General features: G+C 66.9%; 18 protein-coding genes and 2 pseudogenes. 6 read left to right on the plus strand and 14 right to left on the minus strand.

The genetic code is table 11. The features are described from left to right. Window positions 1–136: 136 nt before the first annotated feature. Window positions 137–1,222 carry an IS630 family transposase gene (locus AC1DIW_RS16370; protein WP_478109468.1) on the plus strand — a complete coding sequence of 362 codons (1,086 nt, stop codon included), beginning with the start codon at window positions 137–139 and terminating at the stop codon, window positions 1,220–1,222. A gap of 1,030 nt (window positions 1,223–2,252) precedes the next feature. On the opposite strand, the gene AC1DIW_RS16375 is transcribed toward AC1DIW_RS16370, so the two are convergent. Next, complete coding sequence (locus tag AC1DIW_RS16375) at window positions 2,253–3,515, minus strand: hypothetical protein (protein WP_478109470.1); 1,263 nt, start codon at window positions 3,513–3,515, stop codon at window positions 2,253–2,255. A gap of 191 nt (window positions 3,516–3,706) precedes the next feature. Between AC1DIW_RS16375 and AC1DIW_RS16380 the strand changes: the two are divergent. Together AC1DIW_RS16380 and AC1DIW_RS16385 are read left to right on the plus strand one after the other, a co-directional pair. Further along, a pseudogene (locus AC1DIW_RS16380) lies at window positions 3,707–4,351 on the plus strand (ISL3 family transposase); the annotation flags it as partial. Beyond that, a pseudogene (locus AC1DIW_RS16385) lies at window positions 4,300–4,620 on the plus strand (IS1634 family transposase); the annotation flags it as partial. The pseudogenes AC1DIW_RS16380 and AC1DIW_RS16385, both read left to right, overlap by 52 nt. Window positions 4,621–4,719: 99 nt before the next feature. Here the strand turns inward: AC1DIW_RS16385 and AC1DIW_RS16390 are convergent. The 7 genes from AC1DIW_RS16390 to AC1DIW_RS16420 form a co-directional block, all read right to left on the minus strand. Next, window positions 4,720–6,096, minus strand: a complete 1,377-nt coding sequence (locus tag AC1DIW_RS16390) for a helix-turn-helix domain-containing protein (protein ID WP_478109471.1) — start codon at window positions 6,094–6,096, stop codon at window positions 4,720–4,722. Continuing rightward, entirely contained in the window at window positions 6,096–6,437 is a 342-nt protein-coding gene (locus tag AC1DIW_RS16395) for a hypothetical protein (RefSeq protein WP_478109473.1), read from the minus strand. The genes AC1DIW_RS16390 and AC1DIW_RS16395 overlap by 1 nt, the downstream gene beginning before the upstream one ends. A gap of 22 nt (window positions 6,438–6,459) precedes the next feature. Continuing rightward, on the minus strand, window positions 6,460–7,908 hold the full coding sequence (locus tag AC1DIW_RS16400; protein WP_478109475.1) for a CHC2 zinc finger domain-containing protein: 1,449 nt from the start codon (window positions 7,906–7,908) through the stop codon (window positions 6,460–6,462). Then, the gene (locus tag AC1DIW_RS16405) at window positions 7,905–8,570 is read right to left on the minus strand and encodes a hypothetical protein (protein WP_478109477.1); all 666 of its coding nucleotides are present in this window, start codon (window positions 8,568–8,570) and stop codon (window positions 7,905–7,907) included. Before AC1DIW_RS16405 ends, AC1DIW_RS16400 begins: the two co-directional genes overlap by 4 nt. Window positions 8,571–8,645: 75 nt before the next feature. Next, window positions 8,646–9,071, minus strand: a complete 426-nt coding sequence (locus tag AC1DIW_RS16410) for a hypothetical protein (RefSeq protein WP_478109478.1) — start codon at window positions 9,069–9,071, stop codon at window positions 8,646–8,648. Then, on the minus strand, window positions 9,068–9,481 hold the full coding sequence (locus AC1DIW_RS16415; protein ID WP_478109480.1) for a hypothetical protein: 414 nt from the start codon (window positions 9,479–9,481) through the stop codon (window positions 9,068–9,070). The genes AC1DIW_RS16410 and AC1DIW_RS16415 overlap by 4 nt, the downstream gene beginning before the upstream one ends. Continuing rightward, window positions 9,459–10,736 (minus strand): type IV secretory system conjugative DNA transfer family protein, encoded by a 1,278-nt coding sequence (locus AC1DIW_RS16420; RefSeq protein ID WP_478109482.1) that lies wholly within the window; start codon window positions 10,734–10,736, stop codon window positions 9,459–9,461. The genes AC1DIW_RS16415 and AC1DIW_RS16420 overlap by 23 nt, the downstream gene beginning before the upstream one ends. Window positions 10,737–11,340: 604 nt before the next feature. On the opposite strand from AC1DIW_RS16420, the gene AC1DIW_RS16425 reads away from it, so the two are divergent. Next, window positions 11,341–11,664 (plus strand): hypothetical protein, encoded by a 324-nt coding sequence (locus AC1DIW_RS16425; protein ID WP_478109483.1) that lies wholly within the window; start codon window positions 11,341–11,343, stop codon window positions 11,662–11,664. A 164-nt stretch (window positions 11,665–11,828) separates the two neighbouring features. After that, complete coding sequence (locus AC1DIW_RS16430) at window positions 11,829–12,254, plus strand: hypothetical protein (protein WP_478109484.1); 426 nt, start codon at window positions 11,829–11,831, stop codon at window positions 12,252–12,254. Between the two features lie 60 nt (window positions 12,255–12,314). On the opposite strand, the gene AC1DIW_RS16435 is transcribed toward AC1DIW_RS16430, so the two are convergent. From AC1DIW_RS16435 to AC1DIW_RS16445, 3 genes are all read right to left on the minus strand, one after another. After that, entirely contained in the window at window positions 12,315–12,656 is a 342-nt protein-coding gene (locus AC1DIW_RS16435) for a hypothetical protein (protein WP_478109486.1), read from the minus strand. Window positions 12,657–12,737: 81 nt separating this feature from the next. Next, window positions 12,738–12,926 carry a DUF6440 family protein gene (locus AC1DIW_RS16440; RefSeq protein WP_478109488.1) on the minus strand — a complete coding sequence of 63 codons (189 nt, stop codon included), beginning with the start codon at window positions 12,924–12,926 and terminating at the stop codon, window positions 12,738–12,740. 187 nt (window positions 12,927–13,113) lie between these two features. Beyond that, entirely contained in the window at window positions 13,114–13,482 is a 369-nt protein-coding gene (locus tag AC1DIW_RS16445; protein WP_478109489.1) for a hypothetical protein, read from the minus strand. A 317-nt stretch (window positions 13,483–13,799) separates the two neighbouring features. Here AC1DIW_RS16445 and AC1DIW_RS16450 point away from each other — a divergent pair, with 317 nt between their 5' ends. Then, window positions 13,800–13,961, plus strand: coding sequence for a hypothetical protein (locus AC1DIW_RS16450; protein ID WP_478109491.1), 162 nt, complete (start codon window positions 13,800–13,802; stop codon window positions 13,959–13,961). A gap of 190 nt (window positions 13,962–14,151) precedes the next feature. On the opposite strand, the gene AC1DIW_RS16455 is transcribed toward AC1DIW_RS16450, so the two are convergent. The 3 genes from AC1DIW_RS16455 to AC1DIW_RS16465 form a co-directional block, all read right to left on the minus strand. After that, on the minus strand, window positions 14,152–14,508 hold the full coding sequence (locus tag AC1DIW_RS16455; protein WP_478109493.1) for a nuclear transport factor 2 family protein: 357 nt from the start codon (window positions 14,506–14,508) through the stop codon (window positions 14,152–14,154). Between the two features lie 144 nt (window positions 14,509–14,652). Next, complete coding sequence (locus AC1DIW_RS16460) at window positions 14,653–15,327, minus strand: 5'-nucleotidase (RefSeq protein ID WP_478109509.1); 675 nt, start codon at window positions 15,325–15,327, stop codon at window positions 14,653–14,655. Window positions 15,328–15,373: 46 nt separating this feature from the next. After that, on the minus strand, window positions 15,374–15,661 hold a 288-nt coding region (locus tag AC1DIW_RS16465; RefSeq protein ID WP_478109495.1), incomplete at its 5' end, for an integrase core domain-containing protein.

A 15,661-nucleotide genomic window follows, 5' to 3' on the forward strand; every position in this document is an offset into this window, starting at 1 on the left:
GATCTGCGCATTCCGCACCAGGTGTCGCAGACGGCCCGGACTTCAGACCCTCGGAGAACGCGCCAATAAGATGGAGCGCACTCTCTAGTGCGGCGTGTCGTTAGTTCATAGACGGTTTGGGTTGGGACCATGAGGCATGGCGAATCGTCCGGCCCCGGCTTTGGCTCTGCGTGATGGCGATCGGGCCGAGCTGGTCCGGTTGACGCGGTCGACGGCAGCCCGGGCTGGCCTGGCGCGGCGTGCCCGGATCGTGCTGGCGGCTGCGGACGGGGAGGCGAACGAGCGGATCGCCGAGCGGCTCGGGGTGTCGAAGGCGACGGTGCTCAAGTGGCGTGGCCGGTACCAGTCCCGAGGTCTGGTGGGGCTGGGCGACGACCCGCGCTCGGGCCGGCCGCGGACGATCGACCATCGCCGGATCGTGTCGGTCACGCTGGCTCCGCCGCCCAAGAGGTACGGGGTGACGCACTGGTCGTCCCGGTTGTTGGCCCGGCACCTGGGCATCGGGAACAAGACGGTGGCAACGGCGTGGCGCGAGTACGGGGTGCAGCCGTGGCCGTCCGAGACGTTCAAGTTCTCCACCGACCCGCAGCTGGTCGCGAAGGTCACCGATGTCGTCGGGCTCTACCTGTCGCCGCCGGAGAACGGGATCGTGCTGTGCGTGGAGGAGAAGTCCCAGATCCAGGCGCTGGACCGGACCGCGCCGATGCTGCCGATGCCACCCGGCCTGCCCCAGCGCCGCACCCACGACTACGTCCGGCACGGCACCTCGACGCTGTTCGCGGCGCTGGAGGTCGCCACAGGCAAGGTCACCGCCGCGTGCAAGCCGAGGCACCGGCACCAGGAGTTCCTGGCATTCCTCAAACAGGTCGCCCGCGCCTATCCCGACACCGGCGACGGACGGCAGCTGCATCTGGTCATGGACAACTACGCCGCTCACAAGAAGGCAGAGGTGCGCAACTGGCTGGCCGCGAACCCACGGATCCACGTCCACTTCACCCCAACCTCCGGGTCCTGGCTCAACTTGGTCGAGGTCTGGTTCGGGATCATCGAGCGCCAAGCCATCCACCGCGGCTCGTTCGGCTCGGTCAAAGACCTCAACGCCAAGATCCGCGCCTTCATCCAGGGATGGAACGACCGCTGCCACCCGTTCGTGTGGACCAAGACCGCTGAAGAAATCCTCAGGAAAGCTAACCGTCAGTCAACTTCAAACACGGTCCACTAGTGGCTGCGTGGCGAGGCGGTACGGGGCCCCAGTTGCTCAACCGCCCGGTCGACCTCGGGAGAGCTGAACCTGCGGCTCTCCGCTCCACCGCTCGACGGGGCCGGCCAGCCTCCGGAAGGCCTGGTCGGACGGGCTTTCAGAGTTAAATTCAACTCAAGGGCCAGTCGCCTTGCGTGGGTGTCCATGACTCCACGAGGGCGGTGGCGCCATGGATAACGCCTGGCACAGCTTCTCGACCGCAGCGTTCTATGACCCAAGCCACCGCCGCCTCGGTGGCTCTCGTCATCGGGACTCACAGCTCGGACGTCATCGGCATTCACCCAGTGGTTGGAGGCCGCGCCCCTCAACCTGGCGCACCGCGCTTTCCAGACCGCGTGCCCAACCGGGCCATCGAGCAAATTGGCAGGAGTACGCCAGCGTCGGCAGGTCGACTGACGAAAGGTCCAGAGCCACGCCGGTCATGCCCCCAACGAGATCGCACACAAGCGGGCCCGAGCAGCGGTCACGGTTCTCTGTGACGGCGTGTACACGCGGACTCCGAAGTCGAGACACCCGACGGGAGTGTCCATTACGGGGATCACGACGTTCGCCACTCGCCTCCATACTCCGGGGGCGGTTGCCGTAGACCGCGGCGATGCTGCGCAAGACGCCTTCCATTGGTTCCGACCAGTGGTCGAGTGCGTATGCATCCGTGTCGGTATCCCACGCCGTGTAGGCGGCGACGATGTGTCGCACGCCCTTACGTCCGCGAGTACGCGCTGGTGGCGTCCCGGGTCCGCATGACGAGAACTCGCAGCAAGCCATCCACGAACTCCTGAAGCATGGCTGGGCACCCCAGCCTTGGGCCAAGGTGCTGGGGACGTGACCCGGGAGTCGCGCGTATGTGCACGACGCGTTCAATCGTGGTCGTGGTCGCGGTCCACCGAGGCGTCGGCCCCCAGGCTCATCGACGAGCTGCGCGAGATCTAATTCCGCAGAGCGTCTGTACGGTCTCTATCAAGGTAGAACGCCTGCGATGCCGATTGAAGGCTTAGAATGAGCCTCGTCGCCATATTTCCCTCGCGCTGTCAATCAGCCCGGTGCCCACCTCCACCTCTGCGCCGGCGGCCCGGCTCAGCAGTTTGCGGGAACTTACGAAGGGCAGTCTGTCAATCACCCACCCCCAAAGACGCTCAGTTGCGGGTTCTAGCACGTCAGGTGCGACCGCACCTACAAGGCCGCCTACAAATGCGCCCGGCGGCCCCCCAATAAGTAAGCCGAATCCTGCCCCGCCGGCGAACCCGAGCGCCTTGGGGCCGGCCCCGACGATAAAGCTGTGTGTATAGGCGAGGTCCTCCCGGCGAGTGCCCAGATCCTTGGCTACCTTCGTGGCCTCGTTTGCGAGTGCACGTCGCGCTTCGACTGTTTCCTGAGAGTCGTCGGCGCCCAACGCCCGGCGACGTAACTCCCGATAGCTCTCCACTGAATTCTTGTGGCGCAGGTCGAGTGCTAGTTTTAGCAACGTGGCAGTCCCCCCGCCTCGCGCGTTAGTCTGTTGCAGCAGGTAGGGCAGAAACGATGGCGTCCAAGGCAGAACTTCGTCGCGCCACCCTGGCTGGCCGGCCAGCCGCTCACCGACCCTACTCCAGAGCGCACCCTCTGCGGATGGAGCACCTTGGTCCACAGGTAGCCCGGCAGCAGCCATCAATCGTCCACGGCGCGGCGAAAGCACATGCGGCAGACCGCTCAACTGCGCATAGCCGGCGAACAGCAGGTGCCCCACGAGGAACTGCGCAACAGTTCGGCTAACCTCATCCGGGAGATCCGCCTCGAGGTGACTAATATCTGGGGCCCATTGATAACCTAAGTCTGCCAGGTATCGCGGGATCTGTCGGGCAACTGCCGCTGGGACGAACGGTCCCTTTGCGATCCGGTCATGGAGGTGTGCGACGACCGCATTCCGGATTGGTTCATATACGGCGGCGTCAACGCGCACGTCGTGGATGATTGTATCGCCGCCGGCCCGGTTAATCTTGTCCGATAGGGGGTCGAATGTCACCGAGTAGTCGAAGGCCGGTACTCGCTCGTGGAGAACGAGCAGGTCAAAGAATGTTACTAGCCCGCCAATGTCCTCGCCGATTTGAGTCCAGGATTGGTCCGCAGCCCCGCCCGCGCGCCGCGCAGGGCCATCAGCGAGGAATAGGTCACCGATCCTGTACACCACCGGATCCACAACCACCTCGTAGCCGGGGTCTCGAACTAGTAGCGGCCAAGAATCCAAGCTAGTGATGCGCAGATCCGCCAGATGGCTCATCCCTGCCTCCAGGCCGCCCGTCCCCGTACCGCGGAAGGAGGCAGCGGTTGTTCGCGAGCGGTCTGATAATTATGCGCGCTACGAGACGGCAACGGAAGAGTGCCCGCGCAGAGCGCTACCGTATCCATCGATCGCACCCCGCTCGCCCCGCATGTTGCCACATCACAAAGCGCGGACCTGATGCTCGACGGATCGCGCAGCGTCCGCAGTCCTGGCGCGACGGGGTCGAGGTCGTCGCGATGGACGGGTTCACCGGGTTCAAGACCGCCACCGCCGAGGAGCTGCCCGACGCCGTCACCGTGATGGACCCCTTTCATGTCGTGCGATTGGCCGGCGACGCCCTGGACCGGTGCCGCCGCCGGGTCCAGCAGGACCTCCACGGCCATCGCGGCCTAGCCGGCGACCCGCTCTACGCGGCACGGCGCACCCTGCACACCGGCGACGGGCTACTCACCGACCGGCAGACCCAGCGGCTGCAGGTGCTGTTCGCGTCCGATGAGCACGTCGAGATCGAGGCGACCTGGGGGATCTACCAGCGGATGATCGGCGCCTACCGCCAACCCGACCGCGCCCGAGGACGCGAACTGATGCACGCGGTCATCGAGTCGATCAGTAAGGGTGTCCCCGCCGCACTGACCGAGCTCATCACGCTGGGCCGCACCCTGAAGAGGGCCACTGACGTGCTCGCCTATTTCGACCGGCCGGGCACCTCCAACGGACCCACCGAGGCCATCAACGGCCGGCTCGAGCACTTGCGCGGGTCCGCCCTTGGCTTCAGCAACCTGTCATTGCCAGCTACCACGACCTGCGGCACGTCGAGGCCTCGTTCCGGATGAGCATGAGCGACCTGCGAGCCCGACCGATCTTCCACCACACCCGCGAGTCGATCGAGGCCCATCTGACCAACGTATTCACCGCGCTGGCCGTAGCCCGTCACCTGCAGAACCAGACGGGGATGAGCATCAAGAAGATCGTCCGGACGCTGCGGCCGCTGCAGCAGATCACGCTCACCATCGCCGGCCACGCACACACCGCAGCCGACCCCCTCACCGACAACGCCCGCGAAATCCTCACCGCGACCGACACCCGCTGGCCGACACACTAAAACGGCACGACTCGGGTCAGTGGGTCGGGCGAATTGCTATTTGGGCGGTAGGCACCAGATCCCGGACACGCCCTTTCTGGGCGGTGTGGGCAACTTGCGCTAGAGGGCGATTGAGCGGACCTCCGGCTGCCGGTACTGCGAGGGCGCGATCTCCATGGGCAACACGCGGGCGGTTTGGGCAGCGGCTCTCTGCGCCGCCCATAGATTCTCGTGAAGGTGCGGCAGGTCGTGAGCCCTGGCCTCAACCATGCGTCCTCCTAGGCTCGCGCTCAGGCGCGACGGGTCACCCTTGGCGTGTCGTGCGTGGATGAAGAGGACCCCTGAGCTGTGCAGCCGAGACGCCGACGGCGTGACCAGAGTCGTCAGCCAGGCAATGTCGCTAGCTCCCCGCAGGAGCGCTTGGTAGGCGGCCGATAGATCGTCCGGCTCGGGACCTGCGGCTCCCGTGAAACCGCTGAGGGCGGTGTAGAGGCGACGGGAGGCCTCAACGTATGGCCGGGACGGCGGCATACCCGTGGACGTCTGCGTCCAGGACTCCGCGGCGCCTTGTAGCGTCAGCGCGGACGTGCGTAACTGTCCTCGGGCGCCTGCACGGTGGGCATCTCCGGGCGCGGTTCCTAGCACCACGTCCAGGGCCGCGTAGATGTGGACGCCTTGGCGGTTGATGTCCTGCAGGACGGCAACGCTGGGCACCATGTCCTGAAGGTCGTCTCGCGCCGCGGAGGCCCACTGGTGCAGGGAGCGCTCGAGTTCTGCGGCCGGTGCGTCGGGTGCATGATCGGGCGCCGGTATCGCAGGATTCTGGAGCCCGCGCAGCGGCGCCGCGCCAGGCAAGAGCGCAGCAGCCTCAGCCGCGTACCGAGCGATCGACAGGGGGCGGTCGGCGGCGACCGGGTCACAGAGGGCGAGCGCTCGCCTAGCAGCCGCCTCGGTGACGGAGAGCGTCTGCGCGGCAAGCGAGAGGACCGACTGAGCGTGCAGTTCTGGAGCGCTGGGGTCGAGGCGGTGGAGAACCAAGAGGTCGTTCAAGGCGCCGAAAGTGCATGAGAGCCGGGAGATGGAGTGCCGGTCGTCGGTCGAGGGTCGGGCGACGCCGCCACGGGTCATGACCTCGCTGCGCGGTATGCGGTACCCGGTGCTTGTTGGGGCGGCCAGGAGTGTGCCGCTGGTGATCCGCTTGCGCACCACGTTGTCGCTGATGCCGAGCAAAAGTGCCGATTCCTTGATGGAGAAGTCCGGCCGGTCGTCGACGGGCTGAAGCGGGCGGGGGTAGGTCCGCATCACTTGATGGAGTTGCGCTGCAGCCTCCTCGCTGGAGAGCCTGCCGGTGAGTGCGCCGTCGAGCTCGTGAAGCAGGCGGTAGACGGTCTGGTCGAGTGACTCCCATTGCTGTCGCGAGATCGGGGCGTCGGTCTGCTGGAGCTGGGCGAGGACGCATCGGGCCCGGTCGATCAGGTCCATCGCGGTCGTCGCCATCAGGAGCCGGCCTTCGGCTCGGTCGGCCGACTGATGTCGAGTGTGTGGGCGTTGGTCGAGAGGTCAGCGATGTGCGCGCGCCAGAAGGGAAGGTCCAGCGGGGCGTCCGCGGCGGACAGCTGGTCAAGAGCGCCAAGGGCTGCGGTGAAGTGCTCGTGGAGTCCACCGACTTGGACGGGCAACATCACGGGCATGGGGTTGATGGCGGCGGCAAGGAGGCGGACCGTGCCGGCCATGGCTGACCAAGGGTCCAGCGGATTGCCCATGGCACGCGCCTCGGCTTGGTCTGCGGCGCAATGCAGTTCGGCGGAGGCGCGATCGAGGAGGCTGGTCGAGGACATAGCAGTGGGGGCCCCTTCTGGTTCAGGTGAGTGACGGAGTCGCCGGTGCGCGCCACATGGAGGGATGAGCGGCAGGTTGACCGCGCATCGCGTGCTCGAGGGCCTTGACGTAGGTGTCGCGTGGGTTCCAGCCGTGTCGGGTCATTTCGGCGGCTGAGTCGCGTAGGAGCTGGTGGCGCTCCGTGGCGGGCAGCTGGCCAGCGAGCGTGGCGATGAGGTCGACGGCGTCGCGGATGGGGTCGCCTGCTTTGTAGAGCAGGGCCCGGATGATGTCTCGCCCGGGGACGACCGTGTGGGGCATGTCGTCGCGGGTCTCTTGCGACGGCGCCGGGAGGAGATCTCGAAGGCCGTTTGGTCCGTGGGTGGCGAGCCAGTCCGCCGGGTCGATGCCGGACGGCATACGCGTGGCCAGGACGGGGGAGCGCTGCTCGAGGCAGGCCTCTGCGACCCAGCGGACGGTGCCCCGCTGTCCCGCTTCGTCCCCGTCGAAGGTGATGCGTGGGGGCCGCTGCGTCAGCGCCAGCACCGCGCGCACCTGCGCGGGCGACACGGACACACCGTTGGTCGAACAGACCGCGACGCGCTGCGTCGCTCCGCTGGCGGCAGCGGCTGCCGCGACGGCGAGGGCATCGATCGCTCCTTCGACGACGAGCACCTCCGCGTCGGCGGCGAGCGAGTGGTGGGTCGGGCGGTACAAGACCTGCGACTTGTCGAAGACCGGTGTCCGCGTGGGGTTGCGGTACTTGGGCGCGGCCGGGTGGCCGCTGATGTCGCGGCCAAGGAAGCCGTGAATCTGACCGGTGGCGTTGATGATCGGAAAGATGAGGCGGTTGCGGTAGGTGTCGATGAGCCGGCCACCTCGCGTCCTCATGGCCAGGTCCATGCCGATGAGCTCGTGGTCGTCGACGCCCGCACAGCGCAGGTCCTCGGTGAGAGCGACCCAGCCGTGAGCGGCGTGTCCGACGAACCGCTGGCCGGCGAACTCGCGTGTCAACGGTTCGAGGTTTAGGCCGCGGCGGTGGAGCAGGTAGTGGGCGGCGAAGGTCGTCCCGACGGGGCTGGCGAAGTGCCCCCAGGCGAGCTCATTGATTTCGAAGGCGCGGTTAGGCGGGATCGCGGCGGCAGCGACCCCCGGGACTGCGTGAAGCCGCGGTCCTGATCGAGGGACGAAGAGGGGGCCGTCTCGGTACTGGCCCCCGTCGAGCTCGGTGACGGCCTCGACGAAGCCGAGGTTGCGGGTGCGTTGCACGAAGTCGATGACGTCGCCGCTGGCGCCGCACCCGAAGCAGTGGAAGCGGTCCGGGACGCGGTCCACCGACAGCGATGGGGTCTTGTCCTCGTGGAAGGGGCAGCAGCCCATGTAGCCGTGCCCGCGTGGCTGCAGCTCGATGCCGGCGGCCGCCATCACCTCAGGGAGCGGATGCCGGGCCCGGATCGCCTCGACGTCGACGGTCGGTCGCTGGAGGGTCACAGCTGCACCTCGGCCACCGGCGCGGGTGTGCGGGCTGCGGCGTCGAGCGCGGCGCTGTAGGAGCCGACGAGCTGGGTGAAAGTCTCGATGGGCATGTGGATGTCGGTGTCGGTGGCGTGTGCGAAGGCGCGGTCGACGGCGGCACGTGAGGCATTCGTGGAGAGGACGGCATACTCCTGCCACGTCGGGTCGTAGGCGTAGAGCAGCCCGTGGGTGGCCTCGTCGCCGTCGAGGCGCAGGGAGCTCCGCTGGTTGCTTCGTGGTCCCCAGCGCATGCCGTAGTCGCGGTCGACGCCGCGGATGTTGCGGTGCTGGCTGTCGAACGCCTTGGGGCCGACCCATTCGATGCTGGGCTTTGGGGGAGTGGTGAGCGGTCGGGCGCCGTATGCCGCCTGGCGCAGCTCGTGGAGGTCGGTGGTGCCCGCGTCGAGTGCGGTCGTGATGCGCTCGGCGATGGTGAAGGGGTCGTGGCCCAGCTCGGGGGCTAGCAGCTGGGCGGTGGCGTGGGCGTATGCGTTGCGCTGACCGAGGCGGTACCAGTAGTCGATGGGGTCGTGCTCTTCGACGTTGAGGCTGGCGTTGCGGGCCAAGGCCATGAGCTGGTCGACGACACCATCGTGTGGGAACGGTGTGCGTGGTGTGGGGTGCGCGGTGGCTGACATGACGACCCTTCCCTGCGCGGGCCCTCCCGCGCTTCTCGAAGGGAGGACTCTGCGTCTGGGACACCATCCGTCAGGTCAGTTCGATTGGGAGTCAGCCGGTTTCGTCGTGGTCCAAGAGGCGACCATGTCGTCGCGGTGGCCGGCGACCGAGCATTGGGTCTTGGAGACCTGGTCGGCGAGGAAGAGCTGTGCGTCGTGCAGCGCGCGGATGAAGTCCATCGCGGCGGTGGGGGAGGCGGTGTCGGCGTAGTCGGCTCGCTCGTGGTCCCGGAGGGCGGAGAGGATCTCGATGAGCGCGGTGTGCTGGGCCCAGCAGGGCGGGATGACGCGGGGCTCCAGGGCGAAGCGGCGGACGAGGTCGTTGACCCACTCGTCGAGCTCACACATCCGGTCTCGGGTCTCGTCCTCGGTGAGGGAGGGCCAGTGGACCGGGCCGCGGAGCTGGCCGAAGGTCCGCTCGAACGGGTCCTCGCCGAAGTCGAGAGGCTCGGCTGCAGTCACGGTGTCCGTGTGACCGTGCGCTGCCGACTCGTGTCAGGGCGTTCGGCGCACGCTTGGCGGAGGGCGGCGATGATCGCGGCGGTTGCGGTTTGGCGGTCGGTCCGTCGCCAGGTCGGGTGCGAGTCGATGATGGCGTGCAGGGCCTTGTGGTCGCGCCGGCAGAGGGGCAGCAGGTCGCGGAGCGACTCGGCGCCGAGCCGGTCGTACGTCGCGTGGTGCAGGTGCCCGGCCTTGAGCGTCCACCGCCGGCCGCACACCAGGCAGGAGGGCTCGACGCCGGCGGCGGTCAGCCACGCGGCATACCACTGCTTGCGCTTGTCGGACAAGGCGTGGGAGTTGATGTAGGCGTCGTAGGAGGTTCGACGGCTGCGTGGTGATCCTGCTCTGTCAGGGATGGGCGTGGCTGGCATGGCGGATCTTCTGCTCGAGGTCGAGGCGGACTGCGGTGAGGTCCTTCGCGTCCTTGCGCTTGGTCCACGGGCTCATGGCGAGCGCGATCGGCGGGGCGGAGCGCAGGAGGAGGACGGCGGATCCGAACGGGAGGGTGCGCAGCTCGGCCGGGGTCAGGATCGGGACGTCGCTGGTCGAGGTGGATGTCGAGTGGCGGCCGTCGTGGCCGGTGCTGCGGCTGGTGACCTCCTTCGGGCGCGTGCCGATGAGCTTCGACAGGTCGTCGAGGTCGCGGGCGTTGGAGCCGCCGCCGAGGATGAGCTTGACGATGGCGGCGTCCCAGATCGCTGATGCGGCGTGTTCGCCCCAGACGGCGCGGGCCTGGGCCAAGGACTGCAGCACGACCGTCGTGGCGATGCCGGAGCCGCCGCCGTCGGACATGAGTGAGGCGAGCGAAGGCAGCGGGTAGTTGGCCGCTTCGTCGAGGATCATCGACAAGGGAGGATCGAGCCGGGAGGCGGGGGAGCAGGCGGCCTGGCGGCGGGCGACCTCGAGGACGTCCTCGAGGAAGGCGCCGACGAGGCCGGCTGTCGCGGCCGCGCCGGTCGAGGTACCGAGCAGGTAGACGGTGCCGTTGTTGGCGAGGACCTCCGCCGGGTCGAGCTGCTCGCCCGCGGCAGGGGAAGCAGCGGCGAGGACCCGCGGGTCGGCCAGGGCTGCGAAGGCGATCGAGACCATCGCCCAGACGGAGTCTCGCTGTCGCGGGTCGGCGCTGATGATGGAGTCGAGGCCTTGGTGCCACGCCTGGGCTGCGGTCGGGTGGGTGCCGAGGATCATGACGGCTTCGCGCGCGTGGACTGCGGAGAGGGACCAACGGTAGAGGTCGCCGGCGTCGCAGCCGCCGAGGGCGGCGGCGTGCAGGAGCGCGCGGACGGCTTGCTCGGCCGAGGACTGCCAGAAGTTGGCGTCGGTGGTTCCCGACGCAGCGCCCTTGGTGAGGGCCTTCGCGCGGACCATCGCCACGTGCGGGTCCTCGCAGCCACGGATGGGGGACCAGCGTGTCGTGGACGGTATGCCGGGGGCGAGGCCTTGCGGGTCGAAGACGGCGACCGGGCCGACGCTCTGCCTAGCGCGGAGGGTCGCGGTGAGGTTGTCCGGGCGGGTGCTAGTGGTAACCACCGCTCCGGGCGCCTCCAGGATGGCCGGGATGACGAGATGCAGTCCCTTGCCCGAACGTGGCGGCCCGAGGACGACGGTTGAGTCCTCGACCGTCACAAAGCATTGGACGCCGCGGCTGTGGCCGACGGCGTGCGCAACCGACTCGGCTGAGCTGCCAGGGAAGGATGGCCGCAGGGCGGCGACGCGGTTCTTGACGCGAGCGGCTCCGGCGGCAGCTCTAGCCTCGGAGCGTGACGCGATGCCCGCACGCGAGACCCAGCCGTTGTCAGAAGACGAGGCGGCGCGGTGACGTCGCGCGAGCTCTGCTGGGGCGGCGATCGCAAGGATGAGCAGCGAAAGCAGCCCCCAGTAGGTGGACGCCGACCCCACATCGACACCCCAGGCCGCGACGGGATCAGAGGGATGGAGCAGCAGCCGCGCCACTCTCGGTGCCGACAGCGAGGGCGATGGGCTGTCACGGAGCCAAGCTCCCGTGAGGGCGGCAAGCCAGAGCAGCAGACATCCGCCGAAGGCGCCGGCGAGCGCCCACAACATTGTACGGTCGCTCTGGGACTGCTGTCGCTCTGCCTGACTCATGAACCGATGACGATCGCGTTGGGGCACGAACCACGACGGGTAACGCTGAACGCTGACATGTTCGTGAGCGTCCGGAACTGCCGATGTGCGGACAACCAGCATCGCGCTGGTGCAGGGTGGAGTCGTGAAGGCAAACGCGACGATTGACATGCATGACGAAGTCGGTGGTGGGTTGATCGAGCCCATGCCATCGCCGTGCCAGTCCCTGATCCTCCGCGTCGAACTCGACAACGCCGATGACGCTCCTGTCGACCTTGGCGTGCGCATCACGACTCTGTCCGGGGATCCAATCGCGCCCGGAGTGTCGGGAGTCGCTGTCGACTTGGGCTTCTGGTCGGATCTGGCAGACGTATACGTCGTGCCGACCACCCGCTTCACCTTGCGGTACCCAAGCCGTGTCGTCGGCACTGGCCGCGTCCTCGACGTTCTGCCGTTCGATACGCACTGAAATGCCGCGCTTAGGACGGCTACGCTCGTCCGACTTTGCCGCGCTGAGGACGGCTACGATCGCCCGACCATGCCGCTCTCCGAGCGATCGTGTCGATGTCAGGACGTCCCTATTCGGAGGCGTCTAGCGCCTTTGAGGGCGCGGCGAGAACTACGATCGCGGCCATGCAACCGCTGGCTGAGCTGACGCTGACCCGACCGTGGCATTGGGGAATAGCCATCTTGGGCGACCCAAGGGCCGAGGTGCCAACGGACATCAAGGGCAAGGTGGTGGCCACCGGTCGCGACGTGATCGTCTTGAGCGTCCGGCACGCGCAGGACATCGACGCAGACAAGTTCGAAGGTGACGGGGACTGGGCCACCGCAACGATTCACCTACGTTCTCTGGTCGAGAGCGATAGAACGGAGCGGCACGTCTTGTGTGACACCGTCATTGCCACGCCTGAGGAAACCGTGTCGATCGGCGACGCTGAAGGGATGCTGGTGATTCCTGCGCCGGGCGTGCGCACCCGTCTCATCGTGTCTGCCGACGATGCCGACACCACCGGACTAGAGACGGTTTGGGTCGACCTGGTTGCCGTTGAGGACTGAGCGGGTCGCCGAAGCGCGAACGTCCGACAATGCCGCCGAGCGGCGGTCGGGATCGGAACCTCAGTCGCCCTGAACGAGCAACACGGCACCTGGGATCTCCACGCCGTGCTCAGCCAGCGCGCGCAATCGCTGAAGCCCTCTCGCCTCTGGCCCCGGCTTGGCAAATGGCAAAAGGGCCGCCGCCTCTTCCGCGACCGCGGCAAGGTCTTCGCGCGTGAACTCCACGTCGGCATACGCCTCGATCCGGCTCAGCGTGGTCAGCTCTGGAAGCTGATCTACGCGGAGTTGGTTCTCCATCGGCAGAAGCCGATCGAAGTCGCCCGCAGCGTCGAAATATCCGCCTGACGGATCGGGCAGCGTGACGGCCCTTCCGGCGATCAGCAGGGACACGAGGATCGGCATGCCCGATTATCACGTGGTCGCCGGTCAGAAACGCATCCGGACATGCCGCCGTGCGGCCGTGATGAGAACGCTCAATCCGGTCTAGGTCACCTGCTTATCCACAACTGGCGATCCATCGGCGTCGACCAGAAGCGTGATCGAGGCCGCGAAGCCGTCCCAGACCTGAAGGTAGCAAACCCCCGTCTCCCGATCTCGTAGGATCCGCGTCCGCGAAGACAGGCCCTTCTTCTGTTCATACGCAACGTCGAAGCGGACCTCTGCTTGGTTCATGCATGGAAACCCTACGGGCCCCTCACTCCATGCTTACGACTGCCCTCTGACCGTCCGTGGTGGGCGGTGAACGTTGTAAGAATCTGGCCCGGCGAGCGTCCCGGCCATCGCGGCCATTGCCGCGCAGCGCGGTCCACACCGCTCAAGCTCGGTCCGAAGTCTTCCTCATTTGCCGCAAGTCGCGACGTCACGGCGGGCCGTACCGAGCCCAGATTTGATCGCGCACCACACCTTCCAGCGGCGTTGCATCGAACGCGCCCCCGCTGTCGTACGCACTCTCGAACTTTCGTTGCTCAAGCTCGGCGACGGTGTACCACCCAGGCCCGTAGTCTTCCTCGGGCGGACCCTGCCGGCCGTCGAGCCAGCAAACCTTGCACCACAGCCACTCATGACGTTGGCGGCCGAAAGGCCAGCTGCGATAGTGCGTCACCTGGGTGAGGAGATGTGCTTCCGCTTGGCCGTTTCTGCTCAGTTCCCAGACGGCGTCCCGATACGGGTCGAGCCTTGGATCTCGCGGCCAATGCTCCTCGGACGAGATAGGTTCCTCGGACGACATAGGAGTGGTCTACCTCAGATGTCAGGGCAGCCGACGGAAGTCGCCAGCGAACGTCCTCAACTGCCGCGACGCGTGAATCGCGCGGGCGCTTAGTTGCACCTCGAGCATGAGAGCATCACGGCGTGACCCAGGAGCTGAGTCGGCCGCAGCCATCGCTACCGCGGCGGATCGGCTCAAAGGTTGCGGAGCTGGTAGGTGAGGCCGTGGGAGAGGCCATCTTCGCTATTCTCGCGTGCTCAGTCGCTGGGGTTGTGATTACGGGCTTCATCTGGGGGTGGAATCGCCACCCGGCGGCGACGGTCACCGCTAGTGCGGCGATGGCCTGTCTGATCGGCTACGGCGCTTGGAGCCTCCGGCCAGAAGCACGACGGGCGCGTGAGCGTGGACAGGGCCGGCGGATTGCCGCCATCGCCTCGGGGGCCCTGCTCGTGACAGCCGTGTGGCTGCTCTACGTCATCGCCTACTGCAGCTGCGTCTGAGGAAACGGCAACGGGGTCGGCACCCCGCCGATGTCCGGTCGAGTGAACGTCCTCTTCTGCCGCCGACCGGTCGCGCGAGTTCAGGACCTCCTCCCGGGCTGGCGTCTGCATTCAGCGGACCCGAGAAACTGCTGATGGTCCGGGCAGAGTCAGCGCGGCCCCGCGCCACCCGGATTGCGATTCACCTTCGCTATGGCGACGGGGGCATGAAGGACGCGATGTCGCCATAGGCGCGCATCGCGTCGATCCGATCGTCCGCCAAGTCGTACGCAACGCAGAAGGGGATGCGATCTCCGTCGCCGGTGCCGGCGCATGCCCCTTCGAGGTAGGCGACGCCTTGGGCAGACATCAGCTGACGGGTGCTCAGATCCGTCATGCGAGCGTGCAAGCCGTTGATGGCTCCTTCCACGGCCTCAGCCCCGCGGACTACCGCGCCACTCTGAATCGTGGTCCATGTGACGTCCTCGGTGAAGAACTGCTGGAATCGGCCCGTTTCAAGAGCTGCGAAGTAGGCGGACATCGTCTGGCTGGTGTCGTCGGTCGGCATCCAGGCTCCCTGCCTCGGCAATCACGAAAGGGTCCACTCAGTGTGCGCCGCTTCCGGCGGATCCTCTAGGGGCCTCTGCGCCCGAAGCCCGTGGGGACCTTGACCGCACATGCCGCCGGGCGGCCATGCCGAGGGGTGGATGGGTTAGCCGGCGGACACCCCGGGCTGGTTGAGCGCTCCGAAAGGGATATGCACGCTTGGTGCCGCTTCGGCCGTGCTCTCCAGATGGAGCAACTGATCGTCGAAGAAGATGTGAGGTCGGAGAGCCTCGATGATGGGCGCCTTCGCGATGCCACCAAGAAAGAACGCGTCGTTAACGTTGACGCCCCAGCTCTTCAGGCTTCGGATTGCGCGCTCGTGTGCCGGCGCATTCCGAGCAGTTACGACGGAGACGTGCAGCCTGATCCAATAGTCAGGGTCCGCCAGCTTCCGCTCCTCTTCCTTCGTCTGGATCACATTGATCTTCGCCAAGAAGTCTTTGAGCGGACCGGGCTCTTGAGGGACGTGGGCCTGGTCCCGCTCATAGGCGTGGAACTCCTTGAGCCCGCCGGTCTGGAAGATTTGCTCGGAGGCGTCATCCCCGAGGACGCCGTCGAAGTCGAAAGCGATACGGAGGTCAGGGTCGGCCATGTCGTCAGCAGCCGCCGAATCGAGAACGCGGCCTGCGGGGAGACCAAGAGCCGCAGCTTGCAGGACGCTCGTGCGATCGCTGGAGAGAAACAGCGACATGCCTAGCGCCGGCATGAACTTGTACGGAGACTTGCCCCGCATGAACACGGCGCGGCTGATTTGAAGCTGATGATGCTCGACCGAGCGCATCACGCGGAGGCCTGTGTCCGGGTCATTTCGTGACAACACGATGACCTCAACTGATGTACTGACCGGGGACGTTGGTCAACCGGTTGATGGGCGGTTGGTTCCCGCAGGCCGAGTGGGGCCGGTGGTGATTGTAGGCGTGTAGCCAGGCAGGCAGGGCTGCTCGTCTGGCTGCTTCGCTGTCGTACTGCCGGGCGTAGGCCCACCCGTCGGCCAGGGTGCGGTGGAAGCGCTCGATCTTGCCGTTGGTCTGCGGCCGGTACGGCCGGGTTCGCTTGGGCGTGATGCCGAGCTCGGCGCAGGTGTCGCGCCACAGGAACGACCGGTAGGCCGACCC

Source organism: Terrabacter sp. 01T434 (assembly GCF_056398545.1).